26 protein-coding genes are annotated in these 19,465 nt (G+C 63.4%); 12 read left to right on the top strand and 14 right to left on the bottom strand.

What is annotated here, in order from left to right; genetic code table 11:
- The first annotated feature begins 60 nt into the window (after positions 1 to 60).
- Positions 61 to 615 (top strand): DUF2062 domain-containing protein, encoded by a 555-nt coding sequence (locus R0382_RS16470; protein WP_432720986.1) that lies wholly within the window; start codon positions 61 to 63, stop codon positions 613 to 615.
- On the opposite strand, the gene rsgA is transcribed toward R0382_RS16470, so the two are convergent.
- From rsgA to R0382_RS16455, 3 genes are read right to left on the bottom strand one after another with little or no spacing between them, the layout of a single operon-like run.
- Positions 609 to 1,487, bottom strand: coding sequence for a ribosome small subunit-dependent GTPase A (rsgA, locus tag R0382_RS16465; RefSeq protein WP_432720984.1), 879 nt, complete (start codon positions 1,485 to 1,487; stop codon positions 609 to 611). The two genes, R0382_RS16470 and rsgA, sit on opposite strands and share 7 nt — an antisense overlap.
- On the bottom strand, positions 1,484 to 1,816 hold the full coding sequence (locus tag R0382_RS16460; RefSeq protein WP_432720982.1) for a 4a-hydroxytetrahydrobiopterin dehydratase: 333 nt from the start codon (positions 1,814 to 1,816) through the stop codon (positions 1,484 to 1,486). Before R0382_RS16460 ends, rsgA begins: the two co-directional genes overlap by 4 nt.
- Positions 1,817 to 1,863: 47 nt before the next feature.
- Positions 1,864 to 3,111, bottom strand: a complete 1,248-nt coding sequence (locus R0382_RS16455) for a M48 family metallopeptidase (protein ID WP_432720980.1) — start codon at positions 3,109 to 3,111, stop codon at positions 1,864 to 1,866.
- Between the two features lie 174 nt (positions 3,112 to 3,285).
- On the opposite strand from R0382_RS16455, the gene R0382_RS16450 reads away from it, so the two are divergent.
- Positions 3,286 to 4,245, top strand: coding sequence for a hypothetical protein (locus R0382_RS16450; RefSeq protein ID WP_432720978.1), 960 nt, complete (start codon positions 3,286 to 3,288; stop codon positions 4,243 to 4,245).
- Positions 4,246 to 4,462: 217 nt separating this feature from the next.
- Positions 4,463 to 5,515: a serine endopeptidase gene (locus tag R0382_RS16445; RefSeq protein ID WP_432720976.1), complete on the top strand. Its 1,053-nt coding sequence runs from the start codon at positions 4,463 to 4,465 to the stop codon at positions 5,513 to 5,515.
- 22 nt (positions 5,516 to 5,537) lie between these two features.
- On the opposite strand, the gene R0382_RS16440 is transcribed toward R0382_RS16445, so the two are convergent.
- The 5 genes from R0382_RS16440 to R0382_RS16420 all read right to left on the bottom strand — a co-directional run bounded on the left by R0382_RS16440 (position 5,538) and on the right by R0382_RS16420 (position 10,155).
- A complete protein-coding gene (locus R0382_RS16440; RefSeq protein WP_432720975.1) occupies positions 5,538 to 5,975 on the bottom strand; it encodes a YybH family protein in 438 nt (145 codons plus the stop codon).
- A gap of 196 nt (positions 5,976 to 6,171) precedes the next feature.
- On the bottom strand, positions 6,172 to 7,284 hold the full coding sequence (locus R0382_RS16435) for an FAD-dependent oxidoreductase (protein WP_432720973.1): 1,113 nt from the start codon (positions 7,282 to 7,284) through the stop codon (positions 6,172 to 6,174).
- 47 nt (positions 7,285 to 7,331) lie between these two features.
- Positions 7,332 to 8,717 (bottom strand): anaerobic nitric oxide reductase flavorubredoxin, encoded by a 1,386-nt coding sequence (gene norV / locus R0382_RS16430; protein WP_432720971.1) that lies wholly within the window; start codon positions 8,715 to 8,717, stop codon positions 7,332 to 7,334.
- Between the two features lie 92 nt (positions 8,718 to 8,809).
- Positions 8,810 to 9,850 carry a hypothetical protein gene (locus tag R0382_RS16425; RefSeq protein WP_432720969.1) on the bottom strand — a complete coding sequence of 347 codons (1,041 nt, stop codon included), beginning with the start codon at positions 9,848 to 9,850 and terminating at the stop codon, positions 8,810 to 8,812.
- Positions 9,847 to 10,155 (bottom strand): metal-sulfur cluster assembly factor, encoded by a 309-nt coding sequence (locus tag R0382_RS16420; RefSeq protein WP_432720968.1) that lies wholly within the window; start codon positions 10,153 to 10,155, stop codon positions 9,847 to 9,849. Before R0382_RS16420 ends, R0382_RS16425 begins: the two co-directional genes overlap by 4 nt.
- Positions 10,156 to 10,236: 81 nt before the next feature.
- Here R0382_RS16420 and R0382_RS16415 point away from each other — a divergent pair, with 81 nt between their 5' ends.
- The gene (locus R0382_RS16415; protein WP_432720967.1) at positions 10,237 to 10,701 is read left to right on the top strand and encodes an RrF2 family transcriptional regulator; all 465 of its coding nucleotides are present in this window, start codon (positions 10,237 to 10,239) and stop codon (positions 10,699 to 10,701) included.
- On the opposite strand, the gene R0382_RS16410 is transcribed toward R0382_RS16415, so the two are convergent.
- Positions 10,698 to 11,429, bottom strand: coding sequence for an NAD-dependent protein deacylase (locus R0382_RS16410; protein WP_432720966.1), 732 nt, complete (start codon positions 11,427 to 11,429; stop codon positions 10,698 to 10,700). The genes R0382_RS16415 and R0382_RS16410 overlap by 4 nt on opposite strands.
- Before the next feature lie 175 nt (positions 11,430 to 11,604).
- Here R0382_RS16410 and R0382_RS16405 point away from each other — a divergent pair, with 175 nt between their 5' ends.
- Complete coding sequence (locus tag R0382_RS16405; RefSeq protein ID WP_432720965.1) at positions 11,605 to 12,078, top strand: hotdog fold domain-containing protein; 474 nt, start codon at positions 11,605 to 11,607, stop codon at positions 12,076 to 12,078.
- Here the strand turns inward: R0382_RS16405 and rarD are convergent.
- Positions 12,047 to 12,979, bottom strand: a complete 933-nt coding sequence (gene rarD, locus R0382_RS16400) for an EamA family transporter RarD (protein ID WP_432720964.1) — start codon at positions 12,977 to 12,979, stop codon at positions 12,047 to 12,049. The genes R0382_RS16405 and rarD overlap by 32 nt on opposite strands.
- A gap of 163 nt (positions 12,980 to 13,142) precedes the next feature.
- Here rarD and R0382_RS16395 point away from each other — a divergent pair, with 163 nt between their 5' ends.
- Together R0382_RS16395 and arfB are read left to right on the top strand one after the other, a co-directional pair.
- Entirely contained in the window at positions 13,143 to 13,478 is a 336-nt protein-coding gene (locus R0382_RS16395) for a DUF2185 domain-containing protein (RefSeq protein ID WP_432720963.1), read from the top strand.
- Between the two features lie 34 nt (positions 13,479 to 13,512).
- Entirely contained in the window at positions 13,513 to 13,911 is a 399-nt protein-coding gene (gene arfB / locus R0382_RS16390; RefSeq protein ID WP_432720962.1) for an alternative ribosome rescue aminoacyl-tRNA hydrolase ArfB, read from the top strand.
- Positions 13,912 to 14,035: 124 nt separating this feature from the next.
- Here the strand turns inward: arfB and R0382_RS16385 are convergent, their stop codons facing one another.
- Positions 14,036 to 14,242: a dodecin gene (locus R0382_RS16385; protein ID WP_432720961.1), complete on the bottom strand. Its 207-nt coding sequence runs from the start codon at positions 14,240 to 14,242 to the stop codon at positions 14,036 to 14,038.
- 119 nt (positions 14,243 to 14,361) lie between these two features.
- Complete coding sequence (locus R0382_RS16380) at positions 14,362 to 14,565, bottom strand: cold-shock protein (protein WP_189460387.1); 204 nt, start codon at positions 14,563 to 14,565, stop codon at positions 14,362 to 14,364.
- Positions 14,566 to 15,028: 463 nt separating this feature from the next.
- On the opposite strand from R0382_RS16380, the gene infA reads away from it, so the two are divergent.
- The 5 genes from infA to ypfJ all read left to right on the top strand — a co-directional run bounded on the left by infA (position 15,029) and on the right by ypfJ (position 18,563).
- Entirely contained in the window at positions 15,029 to 15,286 is a 258-nt protein-coding gene (infA, locus tag R0382_RS16375) for a translation initiation factor IF-1 (RefSeq protein ID WP_203536434.1), read from the top strand.
- 4 nt (positions 15,287 to 15,290) lie between these two features.
- Positions 15,291 to 15,698 (top strand): NUDIX hydrolase, encoded by a 408-nt coding sequence (locus R0382_RS16370; protein ID WP_432720958.1) that lies wholly within the window; start codon positions 15,291 to 15,293, stop codon positions 15,696 to 15,698.
- Between the two features lie 121 nt (positions 15,699 to 15,819).
- Complete coding sequence (locus R0382_RS16365) at positions 15,820 to 16,233, top strand: hypothetical protein (RefSeq protein WP_432720956.1); 414 nt, start codon at positions 15,820 to 15,822, stop codon at positions 16,231 to 16,233.
- A gap of 70 nt (positions 16,234 to 16,303) precedes the next feature.
- A complete protein-coding gene (locus R0382_RS16360; RefSeq protein WP_432720954.1) occupies positions 16,304 to 17,650 on the top strand; it encodes an MATE family efflux transporter in 1,347 nt (448 codons plus the stop codon).
- Between the two features lie 55 nt (positions 17,651 to 17,705).
- On the top strand, positions 17,706 to 18,563 hold the full coding sequence (ypfJ, locus tag R0382_RS16355) for a KPN_02809 family neutral zinc metallopeptidase (RefSeq protein ID WP_432724186.1): 858 nt from the start codon (positions 17,706 to 17,708) through the stop codon (positions 18,561 to 18,563).
- Between the two features lie 46 nt (positions 18,564 to 18,609).
- Here the strand turns inward: ypfJ and R0382_RS16350 are convergent, their stop codons facing one another.
- Together R0382_RS16350 and R0382_RS16345 are read right to left on the bottom strand one after the other, a co-directional pair.
- The gene (locus R0382_RS16350) at positions 18,610 to 18,840 is read right to left on the bottom strand and encodes a DUF2789 domain-containing protein (protein ID WP_432720952.1); all 231 of its coding nucleotides are present in this window, start codon (positions 18,838 to 18,840) and stop codon (positions 18,610 to 18,612) included.
- Positions 18,841 to 18,904: 64 nt separating this feature from the next.
- Positions 18,905 to 19,297: a hypothetical protein gene (locus R0382_RS16345; RefSeq protein WP_432720951.1), complete on the bottom strand. Its 393-nt coding sequence runs from the start codon at positions 19,295 to 19,297 to the stop codon at positions 18,905 to 18,907.
- Between the last annotated feature and the right edge of the window lie 168 nt (positions 19,298 to 19,465).

Raw genomic sequence — 19,465 nt, 5'->3', positions numbered from 1 at the left:
GCCGTAACAGCGGTATACAGTTGCAGCAGCGGCCCTATTCACTTTTCGATCAAGGTTTTCATGCCACGACGTTTTTTGCGGCGCTTGCTGCCCGACCATGCCACGCTGACGCAGAACGCGTTTCTGCGCCGCTATGCCCATTGGTTCTCGCATCCGAATCTATGGCACCTGAATCGGCATTCGGTTGCTGGTGGTGTCGCGGCGGGAATGATCGGCGGCTTGATTCCCGGGCCGCTGCAGGTGATCACGGCCAGCCTGCTGGCGCTGGGTTTTCGCGTCAATCTGCCTGTCGCGGTCTTCGCCACTTTCTATACCAACCCGCTGACGATCGGCCCCTTGTACTGGTTGGCGGTGAAGCTCGGCAGTTTCATCACCGGCCTTGGCGGCGGGGCCCATGTACCGCCGATGCCGGCTTGGGCCGGCCTGTCGCTGCTCGAATGGACGCAGGCGATGTGGCACTGGATGCTGTCGCTCGGCACGCCCTTGCTGATCGGCCTGCCGACCCTGGCGGCATTGCTGGCGATCGGCGGCTTTTTTACGGTGCACGGGATCTGGCGCGTGCACATCTGGCTGGCGCTGCGCAAGCGGGCCAGACGCTGTTGCAGGCCTCAGTAGGTTTGCGCTGCGGCCAGTTCGTCCTGCAGTCGATGGAGGAGCTGCAGGCGGCTTTCCGGGATGTCGCCGCTGCTGACGGCACCGAGGATGGCACAGCCCGGTTCGTGCCGGTGGCGGCAGTTGTGGAAGCGGCACGTGCCGAGCCGTTCGCGGAATTCCGGCATCAGCCGCGGTAAATCCTCGACGGTAACGTGCGCGAGCCCGAACGACTGCAGGCCGGGCGAATCGATCAGGTCGGCGCCGGGTTCAAGGTGGTAGAGCGTGGCATTGGTCGTGGTGTGCTTGCCCGAATCGAGCGCGACCGAGATGTCGTTGACCCGCGCGCGGGCCTCGGGAATCAGTGCGTTGGTGATTGTCGATTTGCCCATGCCCGACTGGCCGACCAGTACCGAGACGTGGCCGGAAAGCCAGCCGTTCAGCGGGGAAATGTCTTCGGTCGCCGCAAGCTCGACCACGCCGTAACCGAGTTCGCGGTAGTAGCCGAGCCGTGCGCGCGCGGCGTCGGCTTCGGGCAGGTCGCACTTGTTCAGCAGGATCAGCGGCCGGATGCCGGCATCCTCGGCGGCAATCAGGCAGCGACCGATCAGCTCGTCGAAGAAGCTCGGCACCGGCGCGACGACGACGATGATCTGCGTAACGTTGGCCGCGATCAGCTTCTCGCGCCATGCATCGGAGCGGTACAGCAGCGTGTCGCGCTTCAGCGCTTTTTCAATGACCGCCTGCTCGGTGCTGGTGACCTTGATGGCGACACGGTCGCCGCAGGCGAAATCGGTTTTCTTGCCGCGCGCACTGGCGACGCGGGTGCTGCCATCGGGCAGCTCGATGATGTAGGACCTGCCATGGCTGGCGATGATCTGGGCGGTATCGGTCATTCAGAAGCCGGTTCGGGGAAAAGGGCATCGACGCGCGCGGCGCAGATGAAGTCGTTGCGGGTCAGGGCGCCGGCCGAATGGGTGCTCCAGATGACCCGGCAACGGTTGTAGCCGACCTCGAGGTCGGGGTGGTGGTCCTGGCTGTGGGCGATCCAGGCAATGGCATTCACCAGTGCCATGGTCTCGTGGAAGTTGCCCAGGTGGAAAGTCTTTTCCAGGATCGGACCCACCACCTGCCAGCCGTCGAGCTGGGCCGTAGCCAGCCGGGTTGTGTCTTCGACCGGCATGGCCGGGGCGTTGGGTGTGCAATGTTCGGTTGCGAGGCTCATGGCGTGCTCCAGGGTATGGACACCAGTTTCCTTTGTAGCCGCCAGTGTCATCCGAGTCGCTTCAAGGCGGCGATCCGCAGGCTGGCCGGCGGGTGGCTGTCATAGAACAGACTGTGCAGCGGGTCCGGCGTCAGCGTTGCGGCGTTGTCGCGATATAGCTTCACCAGCGCGCGGATCAGGTCGGTGCTGGAGGCCTGTTCGGCGGCGTAGGCATCGGCCTCGTACTCATGCTTGCGCGACAGCATCGAGCCGATCGGCCCGAACAGGAAGGTGAAGACCGGCAGCACCAGGAAGAACAGCACCAGTGCGACGGCGGTGGTCGGCGTGGACACGCCGAGGCCTTCATAGAACCACGGCAGTGTTTTCAACTGGCCGAGCAGCCACAGCATGCCGAGCATCAGGATGAAGGTCCAGGCCAGCCGTTTGACGATGTGGCGGCGCTTGAAATGGCCGAGTTCATGCGCAAGCACGGCCTCGATCTCGTCGCCGCTGAGCTGCTTGAGCAAGGTGTCGAAAAACACGATGCGCTTCTTGGCGCCGAGGCCGGTGAAATAGGCGTTGCCGTGGCTCGAGCGCTTGCTGCCGTCCATCATGAAGATGCCGCCGGCGCGAAAGCCGCAGCGGGTCAGCAGCGCTTCGATCCGCGCGCGCAGGGTTTCGTCGGGCAGTGGCTCGAACTTGTTGAACAGCGGGGCGATCCAGGTCGGGAAGATCCACATCAGCAGCAGCGAAAAACCGACCCACGTCGCCCAGACCCACAGCCACCAGGCGTCGCCCATTGCGTCCATCAGCCACAGCACGACCGCGACCAGCGGCAGGCCGACGGCCGCAGCAATCAGCGAGGTCTTCAAAAGGTCGGCAAAGAAGGTGGCCGGCGTCGTCTGGTTGAAGCCGAACGCGGTCTCGATCCGGAATGTCGAAACCCACGAGAACGGCAGTGTCAGCAAGGTGTTGGCGATGGCCAGCAGCGCAATCATCGCCACGCCGGCAGCGATGCCGGTCCCGAACCAGTGGGTGGTGAGGTCGGACAGCCAGGCAATGCCGCCGCCGAGCGTAAACGCGGCCAGCAGCATCGCGTCCCAGATCGTCGCCAGCATGCCGAAGCGGGTTTTCGCCACCGTGTAGTCGGCGGCGCGCTGGTGCGACAGCAGCGTGATCTCGTTGGCAAACTCGTCCGGCACCGCGCCGCGATGGCGGCGTACATGGTTGATGTGGCGCTGCGCCAGCCACATTTGCAACAGCACGCTGGCGGTCAGCGCAAAAACGAACAGGGTAGTGAACGCGTGCGCGGTCATCGGTTTACTCCGGCAGGGATGGCCGATTATCGCATACCCGCCGGGGCTGGGAGGCGGGTGCCCAATGTTGCCGCGATTGTTGCCGATGGGCCATGATGGTTGTAGTCGCAACAAGGCTTGGCGACAATAGCCGGCTTGTTCCGAATTCCATCGTTTTTTAGGTCTGTTTTGTCCATGTTCCGATTCCTGCAATACCGCCATCTCGTGTGTGCCACTGCGTTGGGTGTCTGCGCGGCTGCGCATGCCGACGATGAACGCCGATTCAAGCTGGTCGACGCCAACGTTCAGGAGCGCGCCAATGGTGTGCTGGCGCTAATGGGCTATACGGTCGTGCCGGACGTCACGACAAGCTCGCTGTCGATCAACAATGTGTCGAGCGGCGATGCCGGGCTGAACATGACCCAACTCGGCGGCGGTGCGACGATGAGCCAGTCGGTGCCGGTTTATCTGGAGGGCGCCCTGTCATACGCCCGTTATGACCCGACCTTTGTCGCAACCGATGGCCAGGAGGAGCGCAGGTTGCCGCTCAAATGGAACAGCCTGTCGGCCAGCGGCGGCATCGGCTGGGATTTCCCGATTGCCGAGCATCTGGTGATCCGGCCGATTTTCAACTTCGCCGTCGGCCAGGTAGCCAGCGATGTGACCGCGGCCAAGTGGTATGTCGAACGACAGGTCGACCGCGAGTTCAATTTCCTCGACGGTGGCGCGCTCAGCGCTTACGGGCTCGGCGGTTCGATCATGCTCGACTACGAGGATCTGCAACCGGAACGCGATATCGATATCGAGCTGCGCTACAGCAATATCCAGCTCAAAAGCTTCGGCAACAGCGATGAATCGGTGCAGGGGACTTCCACCGCCGAAAGCGCCAGCCTGTGGGCGCGCTACCGAGCGCCGATCAGCGACTGGAGCCTGCTCGACCGGCCGTTCCGCTATGTGCTCGAATTTGCGCAGACGCAGTTCATCGGCGATTTGCGCGGTGCGCTCGGCTTCAATTACCTGACGTCGATCGGTGCCGGCGTTGAACTGGATTCGAGCAAATACAATGTGCTCGTCACCCGGACACGCCTAGTGACGCGTTACGTATTCGGCAACAACGTCTCCGGTATCTCGGTCGGCCTCGCCTGCAGTTTCTAAATACCCGGTTTCCCCACGGCTTTCCGTCGCGGGCGCGCGGTGCCGTGCGCATGGCGAGTGGCGGCTGCCGCCAAGCGGCCGAACATTGCTCCGACAACATCCGCTCGGAAAATGCGATGCCGTCGGCTACCGTGTCGAAGTAGGTCGCAGGCTGTTCGACGGAAATAGAACGGCAAGCACAATGCGAAAGTCTGGCCATGTCTGAACGGAGAAACGGATGAGCAAGGGGCTGCGGTTATCGGAGAAATGGTTTCAGCGCGGCCTCTGGCTGGTCGCGCTGGTGTTCGCCAGCTTCCTCATCGGCCTCGGTGGCCTGATCGTCGGCGATCTGCCCAAGGTCGAGCGGACGCTGGAACCCGAACAATTCATTGATCCGGCCCAGCTTGCGAGGGTGCGAGCGGCGATCTCCGCCAACACCGCGCAACGCAAGGACACTCAGGATGCGATTGCGCAGGCCGAACTGACGCTGACGGCCGCGGGCAATGCCAACCAGAGCGCCAGGGAAACCTTCGCCAACTGGCTGGCCACGCGCAAGGCGACCGAGTTGCCCGAGCAGGATCGCGAGCTGATTGCCCGCACGCGTGCGCTCGATGCGCTCAAGGCCAGCGAGCGCAACGCACAACAGGCGCTTGAACGGCTGCAACAGGGCGATCTGACGCTGCAGCGCGAAGCCGAACGCAATCAACAAACCCTGTCCAAGCTAGAGGATGGCGGCCGCAAGGCCTATGAATCTGCGGTGCGTGCGCAGGAAATGCGCGTCTTCCTGTTCCGGCTGGCGGTGACGTTGCCGCTGCTGCTGATTGCCGGCTGGCTGTTCGTCAAGAAGCGCAAAAGCGCGCATTGGCCCTTCGTCTGGGGCTTCGTGTTTTTTGCGCTGTTCGCGTTCTTTGTCGAACTCGTCCCGTATTTGCCCAACTACGGCGGCTACGTCCGCTACATCGTCGGCATTGTGCTTACCGGCGTGATTGGCCATTACCTGATCGGTGCGATGCAGCGCTATCTGGCGCAGCAGAAGCTGGCCGAACAAAAACCGGATGCGCAGCGTCGTCAGGCGCTGAGCTATGACTTGGCGCAGGCGCGCATGGCCAAGCAGATCTGCCCGGGCTGCGAGCGGCCCGTGGATCTGAAAGACACCGGTCGCAACTTCTGCATGCACTGCGGCATCTGCCTGTTCGACCATTGCGGGCATTGCCAGACGCGCAAGAGTGCTTTTGGTCATTTCTGCCATAGTTGCGGCACCGTCGCGGTGGCCGAACGCACCCCGGGCTGAGGTGGCCTGGCGAGGGGACACATCAGCCCGGCTGGTCCAGCATGACCCGCTGCGATCCGGGGTCAAGCGGTGCCGATGTGTGTTCGTGGATGATGTGCCAGACGGTGTCGGCGCGCTTCAGAATCATCGTGATCCGGTTGCTTTGCGCCCGCAGCACCTTGCCGTCGGCGGCGATGGCGGTATAGGTGGCAATCGCATGCCCGGCGGCGATCCCGTCGTTTTGCGTCGTCTGCACCGCGGTGAAGTCGACCTCGACGCGTTCATCGCCCAGCGATGCGAACCAGTCCACCGCCATGGCCCGCCAGGCGGGCTGGCCGTGCAGCGCCCATGCGCCCCACATGTCGAAGACGGTTACGTCATCGCCGTACAGCGCGGCAAAGGCGTCGGCATCCTTGGTGAAGACGGCGGCCTTGTAAGCGGCAAGCGCCTGTGCGAACGGCTCGGTGTGCTGTTTGTCCATCGTTGTGCTCCGGTTGGCTGGCCGACGGTGTCGGCCCCGCATTGTTCGTAGCATCGTTGTTGCAGCTCAGCGGGAAAAACTGTTCGAGCGGCAGCGGGGCGTTTCGGTGTGCACCAATCTGCCCGGCGTATGCGCGCTGAAATCGCGGCGACACGGGGTGATCGGTTCAGCGCTTGGCACTTTGCCTTGAGGGGACTCAGCGCATCAGTTGCGACAGCAGCCGGAAGCCGTTGTGACCACCGCCGGTCGCATAGCCGACAAGCTGGCCATCCCGTATGGCTCGGGCGGTCAGGCCGCGGCTGTCCTCGTCGATTTGCCAGTCGACTTCGCCATCGGTAATGCCGCCGAGCTGAACCGGATAGCGCGGCGTCTTGACCGCGACCGGCATCGGCCCGAAGGCGACCGCGGTCGGCGTGCCGGCCAGCGTCTGCGCCAGCGCGTTCGCCGACAGCGTGATCGGTTGCAGGTAGGGCAGGACGCGGCCGTCGATCTCGGCGCAATCGCCCAGCGCGTAAACGTGTTCGCGTGAGGTGCGCAGCTCGGCGTCGACGATGATGCCGGTTGCCGTATCCAACCCCTGTGCCAGATCGAGTCGCGGCCGCAACCCGGCGGCGCAGACGACGGCGTCGACCGTGAGCGTATCGCCGTCGGCCAGCGTTGCCCGCAATCGCCCGCCATCATGGTCGATTGCCGTCACTTGGGTGCCGAAGCGGAAGTCGACATCGCCGAGCGCCGACTGCAGCCGGGCGCTGATGACCGGCGGCGCCTGTTTCAACAGTACCCGCGCATTGACGTCAACCAGCGTGACCCGCTTGTGGCGGGCGATGTCGTGGGCGATTTCGGTGCCGATCAGCCCGCCACCGATCACGAGCACGTGTTCGCTGGCGTCGAGCCGTTCGCGCAACACGCGATAGTCGCCGAGGTTGTTGAGCGTCAGCACGGCAGCGACGGCGTCGCCGGCCATTGTCGGCACAATGGGCCGTGCGCCGACCGCCAGCACCAGCTCGCCGTAGGGCAGGCTGCGTTGGCCGAGGTCGACGAGTTGCCGGTCGAAATCGATGCCGGTTACCGTGGTGTGCGGCAGTACCATGATGCTGGCGTCAAAGGCGACCTCGCTGGCGGTCTGCCGGATCAGCCGCTCGGCGCTGGCGCCGTTGCCGAAGGCGTGGCTGAGCTGTGGTTTCGGGTAGTCGGCACCGTCGTCGGCGGTGACGACGACGACCGGCCGGGTGCGGTTCAGTTTGCGGTAGGCGCGCGCCAGCGTGTAGCCGGCGTGGCCGCTGCCGATGATGACGATGGGTCTGTTCATCGCATTTCCTCTGTTCGGTGATCGGGCCGGCGAACCGACCCGGAGAGTCAGGCCGGTACGAAGTCGCCCTTGCCCATGAAGCACGTCGGGCACAGGAAAGTGTCCGGCACGTCGGCCCAGGCGGTACCGGTGGCCACGCCCTGATTGGCGTCGCCCACCGCCGGGTCGTAGATCCACGAGCAGGTCTTGCAGCGCATCTTGCCGTTCTGCTGACAGCTGCAGTCGGTGTCGGCGGCCGGCGCGGCGAGGGCGGTGGCGAAACGCTGGCCGAAGGCGGTTGCATCGGCGAGCGCGCCGTCGGTCGGCCGCCATTCGGCGGTGATGCCGTCGTTGATCACCCTGAAGCCGGCTTCGCCGAGCTGCTTGGCAATCCGCGCCACGGCGCCACCGCTCCAGCCGTGCGTGCCGAACGCCGCTGCGGTCTTGTTGCGGAAGCGCAGCCCCTCCATGTCTTCGAGCAGCGCGGCGATATGCGGCAGCATCACGTTGTTGATCGTCGGGCTGCCGACGAGGATGGCCTTGGACTTGAACACGTGGGTCAGCACGTCGTTCTTGTCGGTGTTCGACAAATTGAACAGCTTGATCACCACATCGGGATCGACGGCGCGGATGCCCTCGGCAATGGCGTCGGCCATCATCCGCGTGCCGTTCCACATCGTGTCGTAGATCAGCGTGATCTGGTTTTCCTGATAGTCGTCGGCCCATTTCAGGTACTGCTCGACGATTTGCGTCGGCTTGTCGCGCCAGATGATGCCGTGGCTGGTCGCGATCATGTCGATCGGCAGCTGCAGCGACAGCACTTCCTCGATCTTGCGTGTCACCAGCGGGCTGAACGGCGTGAGGATATTGGCGTAGTACTTGATGCACTCCTCGTACAGCTCGTTCTGGTCGCACAGGTCGTTGAACATCTGTGCACTGGCGTAGTGCTGGCCGAAGGCGTCGTTGCTGAACAGCACCGCGTCGCCGGTCATATAGGTCGCCATGCTGTCGGGCCAGTGCAGCATCGGCATTTCGACGAAAACCAGCTGCTTGCCGTTGCCCAGATCGAGCGAATCGCCGGTTTTCACCACCCTGAAGTTCCAGTCCTGGTGGTAATGGCCCTTGAGCGACTTGACGCCGTTTTCGGTGCAGTAGATCGGCGCATTCGGGATGCGCGCCATCAGTGCCGGTAGCGCGCCGCTGTGGTCGATCTCGCCGTGGTTGGCGATGATGTAGTCGATCTGGTCGAGGTCGATCTCCTTGGCAAGATTGGCGACGAACTCCTCGGCATACGGTGCCCAGACGGTGTCGATCAGCGCGACCTTCTCCTCCTGGATCAGGTAGCTGTTGTAGCTCGAACCGCGGTGGGTGCTGTATTCGCTGCCGTGGAACTCGCGCAGTTCCCAGTCTTGCTTGCCGACCCAGCGGATATTGTTCTTGACCTGAAATCCCATGGTGCTGACCTCGTTGCTTGATAAATGTAAATAAAATACATCTTTAAGAGAGAAAGAAAACGGTGTGGCCTTGCCTTGTGGCCATCACCTGATCACTGGAATGCGGTGCGGGGTCGGCCGCGCTGTACCCGCGCAATGGCCGTAGCGATGAAGACCAGCAGCGCGATACCGTTGAGCCCGGCGCCGGTTACGATCGCAGCATGGAACCCGGCCAGCGTGCCGGCCAGCCTGCACAGCAGCCCAAGCTGCAACAGCAGCAGCGGCAGGTAGAACAGCGCGTGGTAACGCAAGCGCCAGCCGGTTACCGCCGGCAGAATGATCGCCGCATGGCCGAACACCATCGCCATGACGAAGCCGACCAGCACAGCGTGCAGTGCGAGATCGTCGAAGCGGCCGCCGAGGTAGTTGCCGTTGGCCCACAAGGCCGCGGCGCCGATCACTAGCCAGCCGTAGCCCGACAGCAGGCAGACCGCGATGTAGCGCGGCAGACCGCGGCCCTTGATCGTGTGGCGAGCGACGTCGAAGCGCAGCAGCCACACGGCCAGCAGCAGTTGCGTTGCGGCGATCAGCCAGGCTTGTGCCAGTGCCAGACCGGCGAGCATCGCCAGCGTGATCGCGACGAAGGCGGCTTCGGCCCGGCGGGGCTTGGGCATGAGCCGCGACAGCTCAAGCCGCTCGGCCGCGATCGTCAGGACGAGAAAGGCGACCCACCAGCCGAGCACGGCGTTGGTGTCGGTCACGGCCAGCATCAGGCCATTGCCGATCAGCCAGCAGGCGGCGGCAACGGCGAGCAGCAAGGTGAATGGCTGTGGCTGCTTGCGCCACAGTAGCAGCGTCACCGCGGTCAGCAGCGCGCTGGCCAGCGTGATCGCCCACGCGCCCTCGACCCGATTTGCCAGCAGCAGCGCCGCGCCGACGAAGGCCGCGAGCGGCGCCAGCCAGGCCCAAGGCACCTTGGCGGCCACGGCGCGCTCGACCGCGATCAGCCCGCCGAACACACCGCCGATCATCACGAAACCGTGCCACGCCATCGCGCCGAGCGTGGTCGGCAGCGCCAGTCCTAGTCGTGCAAGACCGCCGCCGATGGCGAGGTAGAACAGTGCAGGCAGCAGCAGAAAAGGCAAGCGGTTCATGCTTGCCAGCCGAAGCGTTGGCGCAGCGCCGGCGACATCCGGCCCGGCGTCCACGCCGGTTCCCAGACAAGGTCGATCCGGATGCCGGTGTCTTCGGGAGCGACCGCGGCGAGTACGTTGCGGACTTCGTCGATAATGAGGTCGCCCATCGGGCACGCGGCCGACGTCATCGTCATCGTGACGGTGATTGCCGCATCGCCGATTGCAACGTCGTAGATCAGGCCGATCGCGACGATGTCTTCGCCGACCTCCGGATCGATGACGTCGGCGAGGGCGGCCAAGATCTGTCCGGTCGTGATCGGCATCGCGGCACCTTTAAGATGTATTTTTGATGCATCAAAATTATCACGACGCCGATTTCAAAATCAATATGTAAAATACACCTTATGAGACTAACCCGATTTACCGACTACAGCCTGCGAGTGCTGATGTATGCCGGTCTGGCGCGCGACCGGCTGGTGACGATCGCCGAGCTGGCCGAGGTGTACGACATTTCGTCCAACCACCTGATGAAGGTCGTGCATTTCCTCAGCCAGCACCAATACCTTGCCACGCAGCGCGGCAAGGGCGGCGGGATGCGGCTGGCGCGCGATCCGGCCGATATCAATATCGGCGAACTGGTGCGGCTGACCGAAACCAACGATGTGCTCGTCGAGTGTTTCGACCGCGCACATTCGCAGTGCCGGATCGGCGCGGTGTGCCGGCTCAAGGGGGTGCTGCACGCAGCGCAGGAGGCGTTCTATGCCGAACTCGGCAAACACACGCTGGCCGAACTGCTTGCCGAGCCCGCGCCGCTGGCGCAGGTGTTCGGCATCGACGCCGATGCGATCGGGCGCGCGAACCGTGCCTAGAGTCGCGCCGCGAGTTGCTGGCAGGTGTCGCCGATGCCCGCTTCGATACGTACGTCGAAGGCGTGGTCGAGCCGGGTGGCCGACAGGTTGATCAAGGCGGTTGGCACGCCGGCACGGCGCGCTTCGAGCGGAATCAGGTTGACCGGGCCGACTTCGAGCGATGAGCCCATGACGATCAGTAGGTCGGCCTGCGTGGCGAGATCGAACGCCGGTTCGATCAGCGGCACCGCCTCACCGTAAAGCACGACGTCGGGTTTGATCACCATGCCGCAAGCGCGGCAGCGCGGCACCTCGTGTTGCTGCACCCAGGCCAGATCGTGGCCGGTGTGGCAAAACAGGCAGGTCGCGCCCATCAACGAGCCATGCATTTCCAGTACCTCGTCGCTGCCGGCCTTGTGGTGCAGGCCATCGATGTTCTGCGTCAGCACCGAGACGCGCTTGCCGTGTGCCCGTGCCAGCTCGGCGAGAAAGGCGTGGCCGGCATTGGGCTGGTAGCCGCCGGCGAGCTTGATCTTGAATATCTCGCGGAAAGCCGCCCAGAAGCCGGCGGCGTCGTCCATGAAGTAGTCGATCGACACCACGTCGGCAAAGCTGCGATTGCCGGTGAACAGGCCGTTGGCCGAGCGGAAATCCGGAATGCCCGATTCGGTGCTCATGCCGGCGCCGGACAGCACGGCAATGTGCTGGGCGTTGCGGATGGCGTCGGCGAGTTGGTCGAGTGCGGTCATGATGTCGAAAGGGCGGGGGCGGGCAGAAAGTTTGCGCTGGCTTGGTCACGAGGGCAATGGCGCTGTGGTGTGGAAAATGGCGTTTGAAACGACCGTATCACCGCGCGCCCGCATCGGCGCGACGGGCTGGCCGTGCAATGCTGTACGGATAATTTCAGCAAAGAGAGGATGAGACATGGCCCGCCCCAACGCGATCCTGCACCTGTGGCTGCGCTGTTCCCGCTTGCCCGCCGGGCGCTGGCTGTTTTCCAGGCTGGTGTGCTTCAAGGCGCCGTACTTCGGCTCGATCTCGCCGCGCTTCGTGCAGTTGGCGCCGGGGCGCTGCGAGTTGAGCATCGCCAAACGTCGCAAGGTGCTCAACCATATCGGTACCGTGCATGCGATCGCGATGTGCAATATGGCCGAGCTGGCGGCCGGGACGATGACCGATGTCACCATCCCGGCCAGTCATCGCTGGATTCCGAAAGGCATGCAGGTCGATTATTTGAAGAAGGCCGAAACCGGCTTGCGCGCGGTGGCCACCGTGGCGCAACCGGCGGTATGGGGTGACGGGCTGGATCTGCCGGTCAAGGTGGATGTCATCGACGCGGCCGGTCAGATCGTCGTGCGGGCGACGATTACGATGTGGGTGTCGGCGAAGAAGCGCTGAGCCCGGCGCGGCGCTGGCGGGCCAGCGTCAGCGCGCTATGGCTGCACGTCAACGTCACGGCGATCCAGATCGGCACATAGGTGCCGAGTCCGGCCGCACTGAAGGGCTCGGCCAGGAAGAGCAGCGAGATCACGAACAGCAGCACCGGTTCGACGTAGCCGAGTATGCCTAGCAGGCTGATTGGCAACAGCTTGCTGGCGTCGAGGTAACAGGCGAAGGCGATGGCCGTCATCGCGCCGAGGCAGGGCAGCAGCAGCCATAGCCGCGGTGCCGTCGACAAGGCATCGGTCGCCAGCGGGTGGGTGGCGATCAACCAGAACGCAAACGGCAGGATCACCAGGGTTTCGAGCAGGAAGCCGCTGACCGGATCGAGCCGGACTGCGCGGCGCAGCATCAGATACGGCGGATAGCCGAGCGCGGTGACCAGCGTGACCCACGAGAACGCGCGCGTCAGCCACAGTTCGTGTGCCACGCCGGCGCAGGCAAACGCAACCGCAAGCCATTGCAGCCGGCTGGGGCGCTCGCCATAGAACACGAAACCGACCAGCACCATCACCAGTGGCAACAGGAAATAGCCGAGCGTGACCTCGAGCAGCCGGCCTTCGAGCGGCGCCCACATGAACAGCCATTGCTGCACCCCCAGCAGAAAGCCGCCGACGGGCAGCGCCAGCCACAGCACCGGCTCGTGGCGCAGGCGGGCAGTGGTGGCGGCAAACTTGGGCCAGTGCCGCAGCAAGGATACGACGATGATCATGCCGGGTACTGTCCAGACAATCCGCCAGGCGAAAATCTCCAGCCCGGTCAACGGCAGCAGCAGCGTGGTGAACCAGCCGAGGATGGCGAAGACGACCGAGGCAACGACCGACAGCAGTACGCCTTGGCCGGACAGCGGATTGCTCATGATTTCATTCAGGTCTTTATCATTATTGCGTCGATCTTAGCACTGGCGCGAAGCGGGGCCGTTGCGGCTTTCCTTTATGCCGCTGTGTTGCGCTGCCTGCTTGGCGATGACGGCCCAAAGGGCAACGCGTATCCTTGGCGGACACGTCATTGAGGAAGTTGCCATGCAAAAGCAGTTCAAGCTCGACAAGACCCAGATCCGCGAGCTCGCGACCGGACACGGCCTGTGTGTGGTCAGCGACATGATCACCGTCGACGGTCACGGTGTCGGTTTCATGTACCGTGAAGAGCCGGAAGATGCCGATGACAGCGGCTGGCGCTTCCTGTCGGGCTACGAATCGGACGGCTACATCGACAACAGCAAGAATTTTGCCGTCATCGACGTCAACGTCGTCGCCAACTATGACGAGGCGATCATTCCGCTGCTCAACTCGCCGGTGGGTGCCGAGTTTGACAAGGCCGAGGACGGCGAGACCTTCCTCGACGCCAACGAGCCTTGATCCGGCAGTTGCAGCCCGGAATGAGCGCCGCCTGATGGCCTGTGTTGTCCGTGATGATGAGGTCGAGTTCAGTGCGATCCGCGCACAGGGGGCCGGTGGCCAGAACGTCAACAAGGTGTCGAGCGCGGTGCACCTGCGCTTCGACATCGGGGCGTCATCGCTGCCGGACTTGATCAAGACGCGTTTGCTGGCGTTGAGCGATAGCCGGATCAGCAAGGACGGCGTGGTCGTGATCAAAGCGCAGCAGTCGCGCAGCCAGGAGCAGAACCGGGTCGACGCGCTGGCGCGCTTGCAGGCGCTGGTCGACGGCGTTGCGCAGACGGCCAAGGCAAGAAGGGCGACCAAGCCGACGTATGGTTCGCAGAAACGCCGGCTGGAAAAGAAAACCCAGCGTGGATCGATCAAGGCGATGCGCGGCAAGGTCATCGACTGAACGCGGCGTAACCCGGCCGCACTGCATCGTTTGTCACGCGCTCGGGTACGGTCTAACTCTCTCGCGGCTGGGAGTTGGCCAGCCTTGCCATGACCGGGCGCCGCGTACGTTGGCGTGCGCAGTGTCAGTCGACGCGGAAGCCGACTTTCAGCGTCACCTGCCAGTGACCGACCTTGCCGTCGACGATGTGGCCGCGGGTTTCGGTGACCTCGAACCAATCCATGTGCTTGATCGTTTGCGCCGCCTTGGTAATGGCGTTACGGATCGCTTCGTCGCTGCCTTGGGTGGACGAACCGACCAGCTCGACCATTTTGTATACGTGTTCGCTCATGCTGCCTCTCCCTCTCCCGTTGAAGTAGATTCAGCATAGTCTTGCCACGGAAAATGGACGCAAAAAAGCCCGGCTGAGCCGGGCTTTTCCTGAATCGATGCGGCTCAAGCCGCGATCAATTAAGCAGCCTTGATGTTCGAGGCTTGCTTGCCCTTCGGGCCGGTGGTGACATCGAAGGTCACGCGCTGGCCTTCGGCCAGGGTCTTGAAACCGTTCGATTGAATTTGCGAGAAGTGCGCGAACAGGTCGTCGCCGCCTTCGTCCGGGGTGATGAAGCCGAAGCCCTTGGAGTCATTGAACCACTTAACGGTACCGGTAGCCATGAGAATATCCCTTGCTTTTAAAACAGGTGTTGAATGAAAACGGGCGAAGCCCGGGGTGCACGGAAATCAAGGGATGTGGGGGATACGAGGTACTGCCAGAGGCACTACAGATACCGACAACTCACTGCTTGAAAATCCTGCGATTGCCTTTTTACCCCCGTTTGGGGAGGGCTGCAAGTGGAAATTGTGCGTTCGTTCGTGGAAATGACAAATGGTTATTCAAGGTGTTGCGTTGTAGCCGCATGGTCATATTCCCCGGGCAAGTCCACTGACATTGACGCCGCACAACAAGGAGTAAGCGTACAATCGGTGTTTACACTCCAATCGGGCCGACCCATGCATTGGGTTTGAGCTGGTCCGACTTTCCCCCTTGCCGTTACCTACGCTTTCCCGGCGCACGAGCGTTCGGGCGATGCATCGCCGTTGCCGGCACAGGGCTTACTCCGCACTCAAAGGAATATCTATGGCTAAGGAAGATTCGATCGAATTCGAAGGTGTCGTACTCGAAGTGCTCCCGGATACGCGTTTTCGCGTGGAACTCAGCAACGGGGTACAGATTTCGGCTTATGCGTCGGGCAAGATGCGCAAGCACCACATCCGCATCCTCGCCGGTGACCGGGTCACCGTAGAAATGTCGCCCTATGACCTGACCAAGGGTCGGGTCAGCTTCCGTCACAAGGATGCCAACGCTCCGGCACCTGGATCGTTCCGTCGGCGCTGAGTGAATGGGGGCCGAATCGATTCGGGTTGTCACGCTGGCCGTGGTGCGCGACGGTCGGCTGCTGACGGTGCGCAAGCGCGGCACCGATCGATTCATGCTGCCGGGCGGCAAGCCCGATGCCGGCGAAACCGAGATGGCGACGCTGGTGCGCGAAGTGGCCGAGGAGCTGCGGTGCGGTGTGATGCCGGGTATGCTGCTCGGCGAGTTTTCCGCCATGGCGGCGAACGAGCCGGGACGGCAGGTCTTGGCTCGGGTGTATCGCGGCGAGCTCGATGGTGAAATTGCACTGGCTGCCGAGATCGAAGCCATGCATTGGCTGAAGCTCGACGGAACCTCGTCGGTGCCACTGGCGCCGCTGCTGGCCGAGCACGTGCTGCCTGCGCTGGTTCAAGGCGACAAGCGGCGCATTTAAACGTTCGGCATTCGGTCCGTGTACATTTTAAATGTGCACGCTGGCGGAACCCGTTCGGTACTGAGGCGGACACATCCTACTCAGGCCTTCAACTCCGAAGGCCTACCACGGAGGACCGCCCATGAAGCGCATGCCACGCCAGTTGATCCAGACCGCCCTCGTCGTTTCGCTTGCCACACCCGTGACCGTCCTTGCCGGACCGCTGCCCGATGTGCAGCATTCGGCGCAGGGGATTGCCTATCTGAGTGGTGGCATCGGCGATGACGAGGCCAGTGCGATCCGCGCCGCAGCCGGGGACTACAACGTTCGATTGCTGATGACCGGTAAGCAGGGGCAGTATCTGGCCAACGCGACGGTGCAGGTGCTGGATGCCAAGGGCAAGCCGGTCGTCGATGCCGTGGCGGATGGTCCTTACTTCTATATGAAACTCAAGCCTGGGCGTTATCAACTGGTCGTGACGCTGGATGAGCGTCCGCAGCAGCGGATGCTGCAGGTCGGCAAACAAGGCAGTCGCAACCTTCATCTGACCTGGTAGTCGTTCGGGCAAGCTTGCCGCAGGACGAGGGGGCGCCGACAATTCGGAATTGCCCGTCGTCGTCGTCCCCATGCCTGCCTTTCTGCCTGCCGTTTCCGATTCCGCCGCCTGGCATCGCCGTGTCTTGTATCTGGCGGTGCCGGTGGTGCTCGCCAATCTGACCCAACCCCTGATGTCCGCAGTGGACACTGCCGTTGCCGGGCATCTGCCGGATCCGGCTTATCTTGGCGGTGTGGCGCTCGGCGGCTTGCTGCTCAACTTCGTTTTCTGGGGCTTTGGCTTCCTGCGTATGGGTACCACCGGGCTGGTGGCGCAAGCGCATGGTGCCGGCAATGTCGATGAACTCCGTGCGACGCTGGCCCGTGCGCTGCTGCTGGCATTCGGCCTGGGTGCCGGCTTGCTGTTGCTCAAGCCGTTGTTGCTGGGTTTGGGGCTCGCCGCACTTGGTGGTAGCGCCGATGTGCAGGCACACGCTGCCGCCTATGCCGGTGCGCGCATCTGGGCGGCGCCATTTGCGCTGGGCAATTATGTCGTGCTCGGATTCCTGCTCGGCACCCAGCGGGTGCGCTTGGCGCTGGCGCTGCAAATCTGGATCAATCTCGTCAATGCGCTTGCGGTATGGGCTTATGTGTATGGGCTGGGTGCCGGCGTTGCGGGTATCGGCGCCGCGACGGCCACTGCCGATGTAATGGGTTTTGTCGCCGCCGCGCCGGTGCTGTACCGCAACGTGCGGGGCGCGTGGCCGGCCTGGTCGGTCGTCGTCGAGCGTGCCGCACTGTGGCGACTGGTCGCGATCAATCGCGACCTATTTATTCGCACCATCTGTCTGCTGCTTGGTTTTGCCTGGTTCGCCCGCGCTGGTGCCAGTCAGGGCGACGCGATCCTTGCCGCCAATGCGCTCTTGCTAAACTTCCAAACATTCATGGCCTATGGGCTCGATGGTTTTGCCCATGCGGCCGAGGCGCTGGCCGGCTCCGCGGTCGGCGCACGCCGGCGCGATGCGCTACGGCAAACGATCAGGGTGACGCTGTGCTGGTCGCTGGGCATTGCGGTGCTCTTTTCGCTTGCTTATGCCTTGTTCGGCCCGGCCATCGTGCGCCTGTTGACCGATCAGCCGGCGGTGCGCGATGCGGCATTGCGCTATTTACCTTGGGTGGTGTTGGCGCCGCTGCTGTCGGTCTGGGGCTTTCTGTTTGACGGCATTTTCATCGGCGCAACCCAGACCGGGGCGCTGATGCGCGGCATGCTGCTCTCGCTGGCCGGATTTGCAGTGGCGGTTACGGTGTTGCCGGCGATGCTCGGCAATCACGGTCTGTGGCTGGCGTTCATGGTCATGATGCTGCTGCGTGGCATCACCCTGGCGCTGGCGTTGCCGGCGCTGTTGCGCGCGGTCGAATCGGCTACTCCTGCACGCTAGGGCGATCGGCGCTATTTTGAAGCACATCGGCGCGATATGCCGGCGGGAGAGCATGATGCGTTGGAAGGATATGCGCGAAAGCGCAAACGTCGAAGATCGGCGCGGGCAGGGGGGTAGAGGCCGGGGTGGATTCCGGCTCGGGATTGGCGGCATCATCGCGGTGGTGGTAATCAGCCTGTTGCTCGGCAAAAACCCGCTCGAAATGCTCGGCCTCGTTTCGCAATTCACCGGCGGTGGCCAAGTCACGCAGCAGCAGGTCGCTACACCGGCCGGTGATGATCCGGGCAGGCAGTTTACCGCGCGGGTGCTGGGTGATACCGAGGACACCTGGACCAAGCTGTTTGCCGACAATGGCATGGCCTACAAGGTGCCGCAGCTGGTGTTGTTCAACAACCCGACGCACTCGGGCTGCGGCCAGGCGGTCTCGGCGATCGGCCCGTTCTACTGTCCGGCGGATAGTACGGTTTATCTTGATCTCGGCTTTTTTCGCGAGCTGAATCAGCGTTTCGGCGCCAAGGGCGAATTCGCCCAGGCGTATGTGATTGCCCATGAAGTGGGGCATCACGTACAAAACCTGATGGGCATCTCGGACAAGGTGCACCGCTTGCAGCAAGGCAAGGGCGAGGCCGCCGCGAACGCGCTATCGGTGAAGCTGGAGCTGCAGGCCGACTGTCTCGCCGGGGTCTGGGGGCACTACGCGCAGTCGCGTGGCCTGCTTGAGGCCGGCGACTTGCAGGACGCGCTGACCGCAGCGCAAGCGATTGGTGACGACACCCTGCAGCGCAATGCCGGCCGCAACGTGGCACCGGACTCGTTCACCCATGGCTCGTCGGCCGAGCGGATGCAGTGGCTGCAGCGTGGCTTCGATTCAGGGCGGATGCAGGACTGCAATACGTTCGGCGGCAAGGGCTGACCGGTCGGCTTGCTGCCGCGCTGCTCGTGTGGGAGACGAGCCGCATTCAGTCGCTGAGGGTGGCCGCGAGTTCGTCGACCAGCTCGGCCCAGTCCGAGTCGTCGTCGAGTGCTTCGGCGAGGAATTCGGACTGCGCCGCTGTCCAGAACGGTGCAGCTGCCAGTTCGGTATCCGCAGCCAGCCGGTGGCTGGCAATGAACTGGCGAATGCTGTGGGCATCGTCGGGCAGGCCAAGCTGTTTGAACAGCACGGCCAAGGTGTGGTGGCTGGTATCCATCGGGGCGCTCCGGCTGCTAGGTATTTGGATATTTCAGTCTAGCGCCCAGGAATGCGACCGTGGCTTAGTCGTCCCAGTCACGACCGCGACGGTGGCGACGCTTGCCATCATCATCGTCGTCGTGGCGGCCATGGCGGTAACCGTCGCGGTAGCCGTCATAGTAGCGATGACGATCGTACGCCCAGGGTGGCGGGCCCGGCCGATATTCGGCGCGGCGCCAGTAGCCGTCGCGCCAGTAAGGCCGTGGCGCACGGATCCAGCCGCCTTCGACCCAGGCATAACCCGGCCGTGGCGCCGGGGCAATCACGACCGGTGCCGGCTGCACGACTACCGCGCCGGGAACGCCGATACCAATGCCGATATCGATATTGGTCCGCGCCTGTGCTGGGGCGACCAAGAGTGCGCCAGCGGCCACCAGGGCCGCCGCAGCGCGGATCAGGGTGTGGCGATGCTTCATGTGACTCTCCTTTCTGCTTCCGTCCGGGCCTGTCGGTCCGGCTTGCCTGGCGACAGCTGCTTGCGGGCGAAGCTGTACGGCCTGTTGTGGTATCGCTGCTTCCAGCATACCCATGGCGCATAGAAAGGCTTGTGAGCAAGCTCACAAGGTCAGTAACTGATTGTTTGT

Source organism: Jeongeupia wiesaeckerbachi, from assembly GCF_050916355.1.
Taxonomy (GTDB): domain Bacteria; phylum Pseudomonadota; class Gammaproteobacteria; order Burkholderiales; family Chitinibacteraceae; genus Jeongeupia; species Jeongeupia wiesaeckerbachi.
The sequence above is the reverse complement of the archived record's forward strand: the minus strand, read 5'-3'. Positions and strand labels throughout refer to the sequence as shown.

Excerpts from the sequence above, each read along its gene's own strand:
- R0382_RS16425 (WP_432720969.1), bottom strand. The coding sequence starts at position 9,850 with ATGAACCGCTTGCCTTTTCTGCTGCTGCCTGCACTGTTCTACCTCGCC.
- R0382_RS16345 (WP_432720951.1), bottom strand. The coding sequence starts at position 19,297 with ATGAAGCATCGCCACACCCTGATCCGCGCTGCGGCGGCCCTGGTGGCC.
- rarD (WP_432720964.1), bottom strand. The coding sequence starts at position 12,979 with ATGAGCAATCCGCTGTCCGGCCAAGGCGTACTGCTGTCGGTCGTTGCC.
- R0382_RS16420 (WP_432720968.1), bottom strand. The coding sequence starts at position 10,155 with ATGCCGATCACGACCGGACAGATCTTGGCCGCCCTCGCCGACGTCATC.
- R0382_RS16445 (WP_432720976.1), top strand. The coding sequence starts at position 4,463 with ATGAGCAAGGGGCTGCGGTTATCGGAGAAATGGTTTCAGCGCGGCCTC.
- R0382_RS16410 (WP_432720966.1), bottom strand. The coding sequence starts at position 11,429 with ATGACCGCACTCGACCAACTCGCCGACGCCATCCGCAACGCCCAGCAC.
- ypfJ (WP_432724186.1), top strand. The coding sequence starts at position 17,706 with ATGCGTTGGAAGGATATGCGCGAAAGCGCAAACGTCGAAGATCGGCGC.
- R0382_RS16435 (WP_432720973.1), bottom strand. The coding sequence starts at position 7,284 with ATGAACAGACCCATCGTCATCATCGGCAGCGGCCACGCCGGCTACACG.
- R0382_RS16350 (WP_432720952.1), bottom strand. The coding sequence starts at position 18,840 with ATGGATACCAGCCACCACACCTTGGCCGTGCTGTTCAAACAGCTTGGC.
- R0382_RS16415 (WP_432720967.1), top strand. The coding sequence starts at position 10,237 with ATGAGACTAACCCGATTTACCGACTACAGCCTGCGAGTGCTGATGTAT.
- norV (WP_432720971.1), bottom strand. The coding sequence starts at position 8,717 with ATGGGATTTCAGGTCAAGAACAATATCCGCTGGGTCGGCAAGCAAGAC.
- R0382_RS16385 (WP_432720961.1), bottom strand. The coding sequence starts at position 14,242 with ATGAGCGAACACGTATACAAAATGGTCGAGCTGGTCGGTTCGTCCACC.
- R0382_RS16380 (WP_189460387.1), bottom strand. The coding sequence starts at position 14,565 with ATGGCTACCGGTACCGTTAAGTGGTTCAATGACTCCAAGGGCTTCGGC.
- R0382_RS16450 (WP_432720978.1), top strand. The coding sequence starts at position 3,286 with ATGTTCCGATTCCTGCAATACCGCCATCTCGTGTGTGCCACTGCGTTG.
- R0382_RS16405 (WP_432720965.1), top strand. The coding sequence starts at position 11,605 with ATGGCCCGCCCCAACGCGATCCTGCACCTGTGGCTGCGCTGTTCCCGC.
- infA (WP_203536434.1), top strand. The coding sequence starts at position 15,029 with ATGGCTAAGGAAGATTCGATCGAATTCGAAGGTGTCGTACTCGAAGTG.
- R0382_RS16370 (WP_432720958.1), top strand. The coding sequence starts at position 15,291 with ATGGGGGCCGAATCGATTCGGGTTGTCACGCTGGCCGTGGTGCGCGAC.
- R0382_RS16460 (WP_432720982.1), bottom strand. The coding sequence starts at position 1,816 with ATGAGCCTCGCAACCGAACATTGCACACCCAACGCCCCGGCCATGCCG.
- R0382_RS16365 (WP_432720956.1), top strand. The coding sequence starts at position 15,820 with ATGAAGCGCATGCCACGCCAGTTGATCCAGACCGCCCTCGTCGTTTCG.
- R0382_RS16395 (WP_432720963.1), top strand. The coding sequence starts at position 13,143 with ATGCAAAAGCAGTTCAAGCTCGACAAGACCCAGATCCGCGAGCTCGCG.
- R0382_RS16360 (WP_432720954.1), top strand. The coding sequence starts at position 16,304 with ATGCCTGCCTTTCTGCCTGCCGTTTCCGATTCCGCCGCCTGGCATCGC.
- R0382_RS16470 (WP_432720986.1), top strand. The coding sequence starts at position 61 with ATGCCACGACGTTTTTTGCGGCGCTTGCTGCCCGACCATGCCACGCTG.
- arfB (WP_432720962.1), top strand. The coding sequence starts at position 13,513 with ATGGCCTGTGTTGTCCGTGATGATGAGGTCGAGTTCAGTGCGATCCGC.
- R0382_RS16440 (WP_432720975.1), bottom strand. The coding sequence starts at position 5,975 with ATGGACAAACAGCACACCGAGCCGTTCGCACAGGCGCTTGCCGCTTAC.
- rsgA (WP_432720984.1), bottom strand. The coding sequence starts at position 1,487 with ATGACCGATACCGCCCAGATCATCGCCAGCCATGGCAGGTCCTACATC.
- R0382_RS16455 (WP_432720980.1), bottom strand. The coding sequence starts at position 3,111 with ATGACCGCGCACGCGTTCACTACCCTGTTCGTTTTTGCGCTGACCGCC.